The following is a 14,979-nucleotide window of genomic DNA, read 5'->3' as shown; positions in this document are numbered from 1 at the left end:
GCTTTTGCCTCTGGATAAAATTTAAATATGCAAATTTCTTCTAAATTTATATATTTAAATTTTAAAGGAGAAAGATGAACGAAGTTAATGACAACGAAGAACAATTTGTCGAGGTAAAGACAAGAGAGATAAATAGCAATTTTTACAACTATTTCATCGCATTTGTGTGCTTCTCTTGGTCAGTTTTTCAGCTTTATATAGCGTATTTCCCGCTAAATACTAACATTTCGCGCTCAGTGCACCTAGCTTTTGCGGTTGGGCTTGTATTTTTGCTCTATCCAGTCACTTTTCATAAAAAGGCACATTCTAGTTTGCCATTTTACGACCTAGTTTTTTGTGTGGTAGGCGTTGTTGCCGTGCTTTATCCAGCGGTTTATTTTTACGAGCTAGCTGATAGAACAGGGGACTACATCACTCAAGATATCGTCATATCGTTTTTGGCGATCATCGTCTTGCTTGAAGCCGGCAGGCGTGTCATGGGACCAGCGCTTCCTATCATTTGTATATTATTTTTGATATATGATCACTTTGGCCCTTATATGCCAGACATCATCGCTCATCAGGGTGCCAGCTTTGAAAAGATCGCAGGACACATGTTTTTGACAACCGAGGGCGTCTTTGGCGTGCCTATCGGCGTTAGCGTTAGTTTTATCTACCTTTTTGTTCTTTTTGGTTCATTGTTAGAGCGAGCAGGCGCTGGACAATACTTTATAAATTTAGCCTTCTCACTTCTTGGTAAATATAGAGGTGGCCCAGCTAAGGCTTCAGTCATCGCAAGTGGCCTAACTGGCATGGTTTCAGGTAGCTCAACAGCAAACGTCGTAACCGTTGGTACATTTACCATTCCGCTTATGAAAAAAGCTGGTCTTTCACGCACAAAAGCTGGAGCCATCGAGGTCGCAGCTGGTGTAAATGGACAGCTCATGCCACCTATCATGGGTGCGGCTGCTTTTATCATCGCTGAGTTTTTAGGTATGACATATACAAATGTCATGATGGCAGCGGTTATCCCAGCATTTGCGTGCTATTTGTCACTATTTTTTATCGTGCATTTAGAGAGCGTTAAGCTTGGACTAAAAGGCATAAATCAGAGCGAATTTCACTCAAGATTTAAAATTTTTGTAAGTGGCCTTCACTATATAACGCCTATTTTGATCTTGCTTTATACGCTTTTAATCGCAAAAGAGTCAGCCATAGCTGCAGCGTTTAATGCGATTGGATTTTTATTTTTGATAATGATCTTTCAAGAGCCAACTAAAAAGCTAGCTTCAGGCGAAAAAGTAGGGCTAAGCGACGTGCTTCTTGGCTTTGAAGATATATTTTGGGCGATGGTCGCAGCTGCAAAGAGCATGACCACAATAGCCATCGCAACAGCGCTTGCCGGCATCATCGTGGGCTCTATCTCGCTTACTGGCCTTGGTCAAGTACTTTCTGATCTAGTTGAGCTTTTAGCAGGTGATAACATCATGATGATCCTAGTTTTAACAGCTCTTATGTCGCTTATCCTTGGTATGGGTCTTCCAACGACAGCAAACTATATCGTCGTCTCAAGCCTTGTTGCGCCAGTTATCTTGTTTTTGGCGCATAAAAATGGCTTTTTGATCCCTGCTATCGCCGTGCATCTTTTTGTATTTTACTTTGGAATTTTAGCCGATGATACGCCACCAGTTGGCATCGCAGCCTACGCAGCAGCTGGCATCGCTAAAGCAAATCCGATAACCGTTGGCGTGCAAGGGTTCTTTTACGATCTAAGAACAGCGATCTTGCCATTTGCCTTTTTCTTTAACAACAAACTTATGTTAATTGAGAGCATAAACACGAGCGATCCACTTGATTCAAAAGGGATAGTCTGGATGAGCAACCCGCTTGAAATTTTACTTGTATTTGGTATGGCGATCGTGGGGATGTTTGCCTTTTCAAGCTTGCTTCAAGGCTACTACGTCACTAAGCTTAGGATTTGGGAGAGGGCGCTACTTATCCCAGTCGTGCCTCTAGCTCTTGTGCCAAGCATCTGTGTGAAATTTGGACTAATGCCAAACGAATACACAGCCTACATCGTAGCAGCAGCTCTTTATGGCTTTGTCTTTATGACCCAGTGGAGCATAAAAGATAAACCGCTTGATCAAATAAGAGCGATTTAACATTAGGCAAGAGCTCTCTTGCCTAAACTTTTAAATTTAAACTTTGGATTTAAATATTTAAATTTTTATAAATTTCTAGTAGAAAAGTGAGAATTTAGGCTTTTAAAAGCCTAAAGATCAAAGTTGTTTTGAGCGTTTTAGATCGCCTGCAAACTCGCAAGACATCTTATCATTTAGTTTGCAGCCTTTTTCTAAGAAGGTGTAAGCCTCTTTAAATTTCTTAGCTTCTATTAGCATCGAGCCTATCATGCCACAAGAGTAGCCGTCGTTTTGCTCGCAAGCTTTGTTAAAAAGCTCTCTTGCCTTTTGTGGATCGCTGTTTAGATAAATTCCACCAGCTGCTGAGCAACCCTCTTTTTCGCCACCTTGGCAAGCTTTGTTGTAAAACTCTAACGCTTTGTTGCTATCTGGCACGTCAGTTTTGCCAAGCTGATAGATCGCACCTGCTTTTGCACATGATCTTGCGTCATTTGCCGCGCAACCTGCTTCAAATTTAGACAAAGCCTCAGTGAAATTTGAGTCAGCATAAGCTTTCAAGCCATCTTCAAAGTCACCTGCTAGAGCGCAAGCTGCAAGAAGCGAGATAAAAATCATTTTTTTCATAAAATTTTCCTTTTGTAAAGTAATGTGCAATTTTAACATATTAAATTTACACTTACTTTATAGCTGGTGTATACCATTTTAATATCTAAAAAATAAATTTAAAAAATATGATTTTTTAGATATCACAAAAAATTAAATTAAGAAAAATAATAATTTTTATTGCTTTTTGTGTTTTTAAGCTTTTGGGTCTCGTAATATGCTTTTTTTATAACGTATTAAATTGTCATCAAAATCGATAATTGATTGTATAATGCTATAAATTGTAAAAATAGAGGTATAAAATGAAAAAAATTTTTAGATTGTTTTTATCGTCAACTTTTAGTGACTTCAAATTAGAAAGAGAGTTATTGCAAACTAGGGTTTTTCCAGAAATACAACAATATTGCGAAAATAATGGTGCTGTTTTTCAACCAATTGATTTGCGCTGGGGTATAGATCAAGAAGCACAACTTGATCAACGTACAATGGAAATTTGCTTAAATGAGGTGAAAACTTGCAAGAGCTATCCATATCCTAATTTTATAATTTTATCAGGCAATCGTTATGGTTGGATTCCATTGCCTTTAAAGATAGAAAAAAAAGAATTTGAAGCCATTGTAAGCAATATTCAAGAAGATGATAAAAATTTATTACATCAATGGTATTTTTTGGATGAAAATCAGCTAGATACATCAGGAAAAATATTACCTATTTACAGATTAAAAGAAATTATAAGTTCTGAAGAATGGAAAAAAATTAATAATGAAACAAAACAAAAAGTATTTGATAGTTGGTATGAGACAGAAAACAAAATAAGACAAATTTTACAGACAGGTGTTGTAAAAAGTCATTTGCAAAAAAAAGATGCTGAAAAGTATTTTATGTCTGCTACTCACCAAGAAGTCGCAGAATATGCAAAAAATGGTATTGATAAAGAACATATATTTGTTTTTTGTAGAGATGAACAACAAAAAACAAATAATAGCGATACTGAAAATGTAAAGAACTTTAGATATTTTATAGAAGAAGTACTAAATCCTGATAATATTTATCATGAAAATATAGAAAATAAAGAATATTTAAATAACTTTTGTGAAAAAGTGTTGATTTTTCTAAAAGCAAAGATAACGCAGCAATTGCAAGAGCTTGAGCAAATAAATGTAAGCGAAAAAGATGAACATAATAAATTTAAAAAAGAAAAATTAGACACTTTTGTTGAAACTTTTAGTGTATCTGAAGCAATTTCAAATATAGTAGATTTTGCAAATAATATAGATTTGCATGGTTCTTTTCTTTTATATGGTAAATCTGGAAGTGGTAAAACTACCATAATGGCAAAATCAATAGATGAACTAGAAAAAAACAATAAACGAGTTATATATCGGTTTGTTGGTGCTACATCTGAAAGCACAACAATTTCAGGGCTTTTTAGTAGTATTTTTGAAGAACTCGACATTAAAGATTGCATTATAGGAAATACTAGTGGGTCGTTCAATAAGATATCTGAAATACTAGGCTTACTAGATGAAAAAATAATTATTTTTATTGACGGTATTGAGCAATTAGAATTAGATAATATGAGAGATATGTCATTTATCCCTGAAAATTGTAAGTGTAAAATTATAATATCTGCATTGGACGATAAAAGATATTCTCAAGAAAGCTTAGCGTGCTTCGAATTAAGAAAAAGTAGTATTTTGTCCCTTGAGGTCAAAGAAATTAGCGATTTTAACAAATTTGTATTAAAAATTTTAAAGTCTTTTAATAGGGCTATTCAAGAAAATCAAATGAGAAAGCTTTTGTTCTTCTCAGAGGGAAATCGAACGCCATTTTATGCAGTGATAGCATGCGAGGAATTAAAAAGGCTTTCTAGTAAAGACATAGTAATGCTTGCAAATAGCCAAGATTATATAACTCAAGAGTTTATAGAAAATTTGTCAACTTTATATCATCATGATAAATTTTTCATTCAAAAGGTTTTGTTGTATTTGGCTATTACAGATGGCTTAAGTGAAAACGAACTTTTGACACTCATAAATATTAACAAGGAGTTCATTGATAAAGTTGCACCAGAAATATTTCATAAAAACCTATCTCATGAGCTTCCTTTAATACATTATAGTCGCTTTATGTCAGCTATGAAACCATTCTTAAGAATTGCAAAAAAAGACGATACTGAAGTTTATGTTTTTACTCATAGAGAATTTAAAAACGCAATTCTTATACATTATGGTGATGTTATTAAAAGCGAACTAATTTCACTTCTTGATGGACTTTCTAAGATAATAGTATCAAAAGAATTTGAGTTTAATAGATATAGCATTATTTTTGCTGATCTGCTTGTTAAATTTTTAAACACAGAAAATTATGACGAAATTTTAGATATATTTAGAAATAATCTTATTTCAAATAATGCAATACAGGCTACGGAGTGGATAAATAAGCTAGATCAATATTTATACAAATATATAGATATAACTTCAAAAAGTTACAATGGTATATATTTGTTAAACGCTGTTCAAATAGGAAGACTATTTTTGGAGTTTTTAAGTCAAAGCCAAGACAATGAAAAATATATGACCGATATAGCCATAAAGTTGTCGCAAGAGACCATGTCTTTAACTTATGATCGTAAAGATTTTGATAGTGCTTTAAAAAGAATGGAGGATTTTTTTGAAATAGAACAAAAAATAAAAACAAAAAACAATAACTTAATAATGATGCATTTTATTATGCTAATTGCTAGAGCTTATATTTTTTATTATTCAGATACAAATAAGCTTAATGAGGCTGAAGAATTAATTGGTGTTGCGGAAAAGTATATAATAGATAATCCATCTATAAAAAACTTTGGAGACGTCTTTTATAATAAGTATTTTGAATTGCAGAATACAAAAGCACTAATATATCAAGAAAAAAAAGAGTATAAAAAAGCAAATGGTATATGGTTTAATATCTTTTTTTATACGGATTTTGATCTGCTTAAAAATGGTGGTTTATTTGATATGGATGATCTATATAAAGAAAAATTAGAAATAAAAAAATATATATTACCAAGTGATTATTTAATATATAGTATAAGTTATGCACGGTCTATTTTTGCAGAACTTGTAGATACCGCTCTATTGGATATTCAAGAGCAACATTCGTGCAAAACTCTTTTAGAGAAGTTGTTGTATAATGCGGCAACTTTGTCTAGGTATTACTATGACAATGAAAATTCCAATCTATTTATAAACTATTATATTGGAGCTATAGGGTGGATAGTTGCGTTAGATATATTAAAAAATTCTTATTTCTACGATACTGGTGAAGCCAAATGTTATTATGAAGAATATTTAAAAGAACACTTTGGGTATATTTCAGAAAAAGAAAAAGTTGACAAAAGCAAAATTTATTATAAGGTACTCAATGAATTTTATGTTATGTTAAAACAGATAATTGAATCAAAAAAAGAGGACCTTTTAATTAAAGAACGAACGATATTTTCTAATCTTAGTTATTCATCGTTGAAAATTTTCTCACTTGCTTTAAAGTATCCATATAGAAATAATGATTTTATAAATAGCGAACAATTTGTGGTGATTACAAATTTTGCTGTGCGAAAAATCATTAAAAATGAAGTTACAGAAAATGAGAATATTACTAGTTTTATTGATCTGTTTGAGTATCTTGATAATCTAAATAGGTCAGATATGACAGAATTGCTTAAAAAAATATTATTGAAAATGGAAGAAATGTGGAATAGTGAAAGCTTGATTGATAAAAAAGATGATGCTAGAGCTTTAGTGGTATGTTTATATAGGTATATTATCAAACATAACTTATATAATGATTTGAAATTAGAGCTATTTAATAAAATTATGTTTGAGGACTTTGGAGACACGTTGCATGCAAAACGTTATTTTAAACTTAATAACAGTAATGAGTGTAAGATATATCGTAATGCTGTTATGTTTTTAAATAAAGAAGTTTCGCATACGTGTGACAAAAATGAGAAATGGAATACTTTTTTATTGGTAGTAAATCTGTATGATATGTATGTGCAAAAAGATTATTTTACTGCAAATGATGTTTTAAATAGAGTAAAAGCATTTACTAAAAGTTTGTATGAAAATGCAGAGCATGATCAGTACAGTGAAGACCTTGCTTTGTTTTCCAATAAACTTGGTCAGGTCATGATAAATTGTATCAAAAAAATTGACAAAAATTTTGATGATAGTTTGTTTGGTATCTTAGATTATTTTTATTGTAGACACAATTGGATGTATGCTACAAATATTGTTGATGACCCAGATGAAAGGATACTTCTGTTAATTGCTATGAAAGAAAAGTTTGATGAACGCTATAATAAAAGTTTAATAGAAGGCGACTTTTTTGATCAGAGTGAGAAAAGGTTGTTATATCGTCCATATATTGATAAAAATTTACCAATAGCAACTGAATATGAAAAATTTTTATTTGCCTATTGTTTTTGTCATTATAATAACGAAGCAATTATATTGGCAGCAAAAAAACTTCTTGAAGTATGCCGATATACACAAACAAAGCTTGGTAATGATAAAGAAGCGTATTTTAGGCTATCATGTCAAATGGATAGTTTTTGTAAAATATTAAAAATAGTCAATTCAGATAAAAAATTACGAGATGATATAGAAAAAGAAATAAATAAAATATCACTTAAGATTAAAGAATTAAAAGATATGGGTGTTGTTGGTGATGATTGTATCTAAAGTATAAGTAATTACGATTTTAAAATTTGCTCTTGCTCTTTGTAATCAGGCATGATGGCTTCTATAAATTTATAAAAACTGCTTTGATGATGCGGATAGAGCAGGTGAGTAAGCTCGTGAAGCACGACGTATCGCACGGCAGAGAGTGGCTTTTCTATAAGCCTTAGGCTTAAGTTTATATAGCCTTTTTTGTGGTTGCAGCTGCCCCAGCGAGTTTTGCTATCTCTTATGACGATGCGACTAACTGGCTTATTGATATGAGGCTGATAGTAGCTTACAAGCTCTAAAAATAGCTCTTTTGCTCTTGCTTTTTTAAAGCGCTCAAGTGCCTTTAAATTTGGCGTTATGATAAATTTATCTTCAAAAAATGGCACCTTTGCGCTCTCATCAAATTTGATCTTATAAATTTGCCCAAGAAATTTCATCTCATCATCTTTTGGCAAATTTAAAAGAGCTTTTTTATATGAGTTTTCAAGCCAAATTCTGTGCGTCTCAAGAAAGCTAAGAGCCATCTTTTGCGTGCTGTAAAATGGCATAGAAAGCGTGATCTTAGCGTCCTTACCAACTCTTAATCGCATAGCCTTTACATTTGTTTTAAAATTTATTAAAACGCTTAAGCCATAAAAGTCTAAATTTAGGCTCTTTTGCCTTAAACTAGGCGTTTTTCTTGCCACTTTTTGCTTCTCCAGCGCCATGTATTTGCAAGGCCTCTTAGCCACTCATCAGCGCAAAATCCTATCCAAACGCCAACGATGCCCCAGCCAAGGTGTATGCCTAAGAAATATCCAAGCGGCAGCGAAAGCCCCCACATAAAGATAAGCCCAGTCGCTAGCGGGAATTTCGCGTCGCCACTTGCACGAAGGGCATTTACGATGACGATGTTAAAGGTTCTGCCAGCTTCTAGCACGATCGAGAGTGTAAAGAGTGGTAGCATTATCTTGCGTAAGCTCTCATCTAAATTTAGTGCGTCCATGATCTTATACTTTAAGGCGTAGGCGATCAAAACGACGACGAGCGTGATAGAAATTCCAAGCCACAAGGCTTTAAAGGTTCTTGCGTAAGCCTCGTTAAACTCGCTAGCTCCCACTAAATGCCCCACGATGACCTCGTTTGCCACGCTGATACTAGCTCCACAAAGCAAGATTAGAAGAGTGATCTGAAAGTAGATAGTCTGCACGCTAAGAGTTGCCTCGCCCATGCTCGCGATAAAGCCAAAAGCGACCATGTATTGCGCCATCCAGAGTAAATTTTCGCCAGCGCTTGGTAGGCCAACTGAGAGTATTTTCTTTAAAATTCTAAACGGCACGACAAGCAGTCCGCTAAGATAAATTCTAACTTTTGCCACGCGTATGAGCATGTAAAGTAGGACAAAAAGGCCTATTAGTCTGCCCACAAATGTCGAGATAGCAACACCTTGCAGGCCTAAATTTGGCAGATCAAACCAGCCAAAAAGAGCGATGGCGTTGCCAAAGATGGTGATGATGTTCATCAAAACCGAAGTTAGCATCACAGCAGTTGCTAGATTATAGACGCGAAGCACCGCAGCTAGCACCATGCCGATGCCATCAAATAGCAATGCAAAGCCAAGGATGTGAAGGTATGAGAAGCTATCGTTTATGAGATCACTTGGTACGTTTAGTAAATTTAAGATGTTGTAGCCAAAGACGTAGATGATGATGGCTGAAAAGATGCCAAAGATCGTATTTGACGTGATACTTGCGTGTATGACGCTTGAGGCTAGCTCGTTTTGTTTTGCTCCAAGAGCTTGTGCGACGACGACTGAGCAGCCCATGCTTAAGAAGTTAAAAATGGTCATAAAAAGGTCCATCACTTGATTGCCCGCACCCATGGCGCCAACTAGATGCACGCTCACTTTTGTCACCATGTAGGTGTTTATGATGAGCGTTATAAAGTGCAAAAACATATCTAGAAATATAGGGACGACCAGTTTTTTCATAGAAAGATTCATAAATTTCTCCTTTTTTAAATTTTGGGGCGATTATAGCCAAATTAGGTTTTAGCTCCCTTTTGATATAATCCAAAAAATTTAAAATTTGAGAGAAAAATGGCATTAATCGACCTAATAGACGTAAGTAAAAAATTTGGCGCAAATGAAATTTTAAACAGCGTAAGCCTTAGTGTAAATGAAAATGAAAAGATAGCGATCATCGGTAAAAACGGCAGCGGCAAGAGCACGCTTATGAAGATCATCTCTGGCGAGGTGGCAGCAGATAGCGGTAGACGCATAGTGCAGAGCTTGATAAGCGTAGAGATGCTAGCGCAAAATCCAAATTTTAACGCCACATTTAGCGTAAGAGATGCGCTAAATAACGAGCTAAAAGAGATATTTGACGCGATAAGCGACTATGAAAAAAGTGGCGCCCTGCTAGCAAATGATCCTGAAAACAAAGAAATTTTAAAAGAGCAAGAGAGGCTTTTAAAATTTATAGAGGCAAAAGACGGCTGGAATATCGAGCACAAGATCGAGCGAATTTTGCAAGAATTTAAGCTAAAAGAGTATGAAAACAGACCCATTTGCTCGCTAAGTGGTGGCGAGATCAGGCGTGTGGCACTGGGTGCGCTCATCCTTAAAAAGCCAGATGTGCTGCTGCTTGATGAGCCTACAAACCACCTTGATGTCTATATGGTCAAATTTCTTGAAGATATGCTAAAGGGCTCAAATCAAAGCATAGTTTTTATAAGCCACGATAGGTATTTTATCGATGCTCTGGCAACTAGGTGCGTTGAGGTCGAGGATGCAAGCTTAAAAAATTTCGAGGGCGGATATGCAAACTATCTAACCAAAAAAGAGGAGATTTTAGCAAGCCTTGCAAAGTCGCATGAGACGCTACTAAAACAGCTAAAGGCTGAAGAGGAGTGGCTAAGGCGCGGCGTAAAAGCTAGGCTAAAGCGAAATGAGGGCAGAAAAGAGCGGGTGCTGGCTATGCGCGAGGAGGCCAAGAAAAACCCAGGCGTGATAAGGCGCGTGAGGCTAGAGCTGGAGCGTGCGAGTAAAAATTTTAACCAAGTTCAGAGCCAAAACCGCAAAAAAATGCTCTTTGAGTTTAAAAACTTAAGTAAAAGTATAGACGGCAAGGTGCTTTTTGAAAAATTTGACGCAAGGGTTTTGCAGGGCGAGAGGATCGCCATTGTGGGGCGTAACGGCAGTGGCAAAAGCACGCTGCTTAAAATTTTGCTAGGGCTTGAAAAACAAAGCAGCGGCGAGATAAAAAGAGGCGAGGTGAGCATAGGCTACTTTGATCAAGCTAGAAATGTCCTTGATGATGACAAGAGTTTAATAGAGACATTTTGCCCAAATGGTGGCGATCACGTGCTGGTTCGTGGGCGAAATATGCACGTTTATGGCTATCTTAAAAATTTCCTCTTTCCAAAGGAATTTTTAGATAAAAAGATAGGCGTTTTAAGTGGCGGCGAGAAAAACCGCGTCGCGCTTGCGATGCTTTTTACCAAAACTTACGATGTGCTGGTGCTTGACGAGCCGACAAACGACCTTGATATCGCAACTATCAACATCTTAGAAGACTACTTGCAAAGCTTTGAAGGGGCTATCTTGCTAGTTAGCCACGATAGATATTTTGTCGATAAGATGGCAAATAAGCTCTGGGCGTTTGAGGGGACAAAGATAAATGTCTTGCACGAAGAGTATAGCGTCTATTTGGAGCTTGAAGATGAGATGAAAGAGCTTGATAAATTTGAAAAAGAGCTAGCAAATAGCCAAAATGAAGCCAAACAAAAGAGCAAATCTGGCGCAAAACTAAGCTATAAGCAAACGCAAATTTTAAACACATATCCAGATAAAATTTCAGCCCTTGAAGCAAGAGTAGCTGAGCTAAACGAGGGGCTTAGTGATCCAAAAATTTATCAAGAAGTGGGGCTAACCAAGCTTTATGAAGAGCTTGAAAAGGCAAAAGCTGAGCTTGAAAGCCTAGAAAATGACTATTTTGAAGTTTTAGAGATCGCCGAGGAGCTAGAGTAGCTTGAAAAAGATCGGTAGGATAAGCGCGCTAAATACGAGAGTTGTTAGGCAAAATTCTGTTGTAAGCCTTAGCATTATCGTTGATAAGATGAGATTTAGTGAGACATTTTCACCTAAAATATATAAATATGAAGTAGGCGATCTGGTCCAGATAAAATATAAAAAGGTTGGGTTTTTAAATAAGATAGAGACCATTAGGCTAATCGCAAAAAACAGCGAAGAGTCGGGACTTTTTGCAAGGATTAAAAATTTATTCTTTTTGCTTGTTGCCTTGTATCTTTGTTTTATTTCTTTGTGGGTTATTTATTATGGGATTACGTTGGAATTTAGCATTTATAGGCTTTTTGTTACATTAGCAGCCGCTTGTTTTCTATTTTGGATGGGCAAATCTGCATATATTAGGCTTATGATATTTAGATATTTTATATTTGGATAGGACTTTGAAATTTAAATTTATGAAAGGTTTTTGCGGCTTGATGAGGTCGCTAAATTTGTTTGAAATGGGGCTAAAATGCTAAAAAAACATCCGCTAATCTCAGTAATAATCGCCATTGTTGTGATATTTTTTGCTACCTACTTTTTTGTCTTTGGGTTAGTTTCTGTTTTAGATGACGACATTGGCGATAGTAAAGAGTTAAATAATAGCTATTTTTACGTCAAAGATGACAAGGTCTATGCCATGGTGCCAAGCGGCGGTAAATTTGAGTTAATAGGCGTGAAAGCCAGTAAATTTAGATACATTGACACCGGCAAATACGACAACAGAAATGTTGGCGCTAGTGATGAGGCGGTGTATTGTGGCAATCTCGTGATGAGCGGGCTTGATCCAAATGGCGTTAGGGCACTTGGCAATGGCTATTTTGGCGATGGCAAGATCACATATTTTTGTGATAGCGAAAGCGAGACAAACCTCGAAATATCCGCACTTAAAGAGTTTTGGGACATATTCTCACATAAAATGTTTAATACCCCTAAGGCGCAAACTCACATCTATAAATTTAGACAGGTTGATAACGCTAATTTAGCTGCGATCTTGGGCTTTGGCTATGCAAGTGACGGAGCAAAGGTCTATCATGATGGCAAAGAGCTAGAGGGCGCAAATGCCAGCAAAATGCGATACATCGAGCAGGCATCTGGCAGAAAGAGCATGCATTTTACGACTGACGGAGAAAATGTCTATTATGACAGCACAAAACTAGGGATCAAATTTAGCCCGCAAATGCGTGATATCGGCGAGATATGGCGCATTCACTATCTGTATGAGCCAAATTCTGGCATGGTCTATGCAAATGATCACGAATTTGACCCAAAATTTGCCCCATACGAGCCACTTTTTAACCTAAAAGATGAGCACTCCTATCATGCGCTCTTTCGTGGCAAAGGCGGTATCTATCACTGGGAGCGAAAGTGGCAGTGGTATAACAGCATAGATGAGGGCGAGTTTGTAAGAGACGGCGATGATCCATTTAAAAGCGAGATAACGCCGTTATATGGCGACGTGGTGATAAGTGATGGCAAGACATATTTTTTAAAAACCTATGAAATTTGGCACAACACAAAAATTAGCCACGGCCTAAGCTCACGCCACACATGTATCGTAAGGCTTGATACAAAAGAGCAGTGGCGAAAGATCGGCCTTGTTAGAAACGATGGCTACGGAGCGGTTTATGCAAACGGAGATAAGACCTATTATTTTGATAACGTCGGCTACGGCTGGCGTTTTAACAGCAGTGTTTATGATATAAACGACCTTGGCGTGGTTGAAATTCTCACTCGTCCTTATGGTCCAAATGTTAAGAATTTAAAACTTGATGAGATAGTAAAAATGGTAGATCAAGGCGCTATGACGCCAGCTGAGGGCGAGGTGGTGATCGATGCGATAAGCGACTTTGATGATTACTCGCAAAAATATGCCTACTGGATATTTCTTGCCATTGCATTTGTGGCCTCGGTGGTTGGCGCTATTTTTAAAAATAAAACGCAAAAAAGCGAGCTTAAAAAAAGGGTGGATGATTATAGATAATGAGAAAAATTGCGACTAAGATACTTTATCTTTTTGTCATTTTGACGCTATTTTTTGTTTTGGCGATGCTTTATCTCTGGCATGAAGGCGAGTATCAAAGAAGCTTTGCAAACATTGATAGTAGCGAGTTTTACCGCTCGCCTGAGGGTAAAATTTACGTTCAAATTTCAGGCAGTGGCAAGTATGAGCTAAAAGGCGTTGATGAAGCTAGTTTTAGGGTCTTAAAGCTAAAACATGCATATGATTACTCAAACGTGGCGGCTGATAAAAATCATGTCTATTGCGCTAGAGAAATTTTGCCTGGTCTTGATCCAAAAAGTGCCAAAGTGCTTGGCAATGGCTATATAAGTGATGGCAAGATAAGCTATTATTGTGGCACTAGAAGCGAGAAAGAGGCGGGATTTAGCGAATTTGGCGCCATTATGAAAAACCTTGTTCACGTTTTTATAAAAAGCTACGATGATAGCCCTTATTTTTACAGGACAAAAAGGGTTGAAAGCACAAATTTAGAGCCTATCTTTGACGCTGGCTTTGCAAGAGACGGCAGCACGCTTTACTACAAGGGTGAAAAGCTTGACGCAGATCCTAGCGAGCTAAGATATATTACGACAGAAAGCGGCGCTGCTAGCGGATATTATACAGACGGCAAAAGCCTATTTTTAGGCTTTTATAGGCTTGATGCGAGCTACACAGATGGGACGCGCCGGATATGCTATGACCCAAAGCATGATATAGAATATCTTTTTGAGCCAAAAAGTGGGGCGGTGTTTGCAAATGAGCGTAAATTTAGCGCCCAAAATATGCCTTATAGCGCCATTTATAGCGTGGATAACGTGCATTCGTTTTGGCCTCTTTTTGCCAGCAAAGATGGAATTTACTTTTGGGATAGCACGAAAAACGAGCAAGCTAAAATTTCAGACTACCAGCTAAAAGGCGAGCTAAAAAGGCTCTATGCTGACGTTTTTGTAGATGAGAGCTCGGCGTATTTTTTACAGCAAGGCGAAGAGTGGCGGCGCTCAAAGCACGGCAGGCACTTAGAGGCACAAACAGTCTCTTTATATAAATTTGCCCCAAGCTCATCTTGGCGCGAAGTAGGGCTGGTAAAAGATGGCGAATATGGCGCAGTGTATGCAAGCGGCGATAAGGTCTATTTTTTTAGCAAAATAAAGCCATTTTATGGCATAAAGCATAGCGTTTATGAGGTGGCTGATCTTAGTGTAATTGAAATTTTAACAAGGCCGTCTAAAGAGCTTAGCGCAAAAGATATCAGCGAGATGATAAAGCGCGGCGAGCTAGTGGAGGCAAGCGGCGAAGAGGTCGCGAGATCTAGGATAGAGTTCGACTCGCCAAAGATCATTTTGTATATCACATTTGGCATCGCTTTTGTCGTCATAGTGCTAACAACTCTTGCAAAACCAAAGAGAGAAAAAACGACTTGAGATAAATTTCAAAGTGGCTATTTTTGGTGGCTAAAGCTTAAAATTTCATAAAAACTTTAAAGAG

9 protein-coding genes are annotated in these 14,979 nt (G+C 36.7%); 6 read left to right on the top strand and 3 right to left on the bottom strand.

What is annotated here, in order from left to right; translation table 11 throughout:
- Window positions 1-74: 74 nt before the first annotated feature.
- On the top strand, window positions 75-2,141 hold the full coding sequence (locus G6W41_RS05455; protein WP_194170875.1) for a TRAP transporter permease: 2,067 nt from the start codon (window positions 75-77) through the stop codon (window positions 2,139-2,141).
- A gap of 117 nt (window positions 2,142-2,258) precedes the next feature.
- Here G6W41_RS05455 and G6W41_RS05450 read toward each other — a convergent pair whose 3' ends face one another.
- Window positions 2,259-2,744: a tetratricopeptide repeat protein gene (locus tag G6W41_RS05450; protein WP_194170874.1), complete on the bottom strand. Its 486-nt coding sequence runs from the start codon at window positions 2,742-2,744 to the stop codon at window positions 2,259-2,261.
- A gap of 281 nt (window positions 2,745-3,025) precedes the next feature.
- On the opposite strand from G6W41_RS05450, the gene G6W41_RS05445 reads away from it, so the two are divergent.
- Window positions 3,026-7,456: a DUF4062 domain-containing protein gene (locus G6W41_RS05445; protein WP_194170873.1), complete on the top strand. Its 4,431-nt coding sequence runs from the start codon at window positions 3,026-3,028 to the stop codon at window positions 7,454-7,456.
- A gap of 11 nt (window positions 7,457-7,467) precedes the next feature.
- On the opposite strand, the gene G6W41_RS05440 is transcribed toward G6W41_RS05445, so the two are convergent.
- Both G6W41_RS05440 and G6W41_RS05435 read right to left on the bottom strand, forming a co-directional pair.
- On the bottom strand, window positions 7,468-8,130 hold the full coding sequence (locus G6W41_RS05440) for a M48 family metallopeptidase (RefSeq protein ID WP_430733016.1): 663 nt from the start codon (window positions 8,128-8,130) through the stop codon (window positions 7,468-7,470).
- A complete protein-coding gene (locus G6W41_RS05435; RefSeq protein ID WP_194170872.1) occupies window positions 8,106-9,425 on the bottom strand; it encodes an MATE family efflux transporter in 1,320 nt (439 codons plus the stop codon). The genes G6W41_RS05440 and G6W41_RS05435 overlap by 25 nt, the downstream gene beginning before the upstream one ends.
- A 96-nt stretch (window positions 9,426-9,521) precedes the next feature.
- On the opposite strand from G6W41_RS05435, the gene abc-f reads away from it, so the two are divergent.
- The 4 genes from abc-f (at window position 9,522) to G6W41_RS05415 (ending at window position 14,915) form a co-directional block, all read left to right on the top strand.
- Window positions 9,522-11,453, top strand: a complete 1,932-nt coding sequence (gene abc-f / locus G6W41_RS05430) for a ribosomal protection-like ABC-F family protein (protein ID WP_194170871.1) — start codon at window positions 9,522-9,524, stop codon at window positions 11,451-11,453.
- Between the two features lies 1 nt (window position 11,454).
- Entirely contained in the window at window positions 11,455-11,889 is a 435-nt protein-coding gene (locus tag G6W41_RS05425) for a hypothetical protein (RefSeq protein WP_149723197.1), read from the top strand.
- A gap of 75 nt (window positions 11,890-11,964) precedes the next feature.
- Complete coding sequence (locus G6W41_RS05420) at window positions 11,965-13,476, top strand: DKNYY domain-containing protein (protein WP_194170870.1); 1,512 nt, start codon at window positions 11,965-11,967, stop codon at window positions 13,474-13,476.
- Complete coding sequence (locus G6W41_RS05415; RefSeq protein ID WP_194170869.1) at window positions 13,476-14,915, top strand: DKNYY domain-containing protein; 1,440 nt, start codon at window positions 13,476-13,478, stop codon at window positions 14,913-14,915. The genes G6W41_RS05420 and G6W41_RS05415 overlap by 1 nt, the downstream gene beginning before the upstream one ends.
- The last annotated feature ends 64 nt before the right edge of the window (window positions 14,916-14,979 follow it).

The organism is Campylobacter concisus (assembly GCF_015230035.1).
Taxonomy (GTDB): Bacteria; Campylobacterota; Campylobacteria; order Campylobacterales; family Campylobacteraceae; genus Campylobacter_A; species Campylobacter_A concisus_BK.
This window is presented reverse-complemented; position numbering and strand designations above follow the sequence as displayed.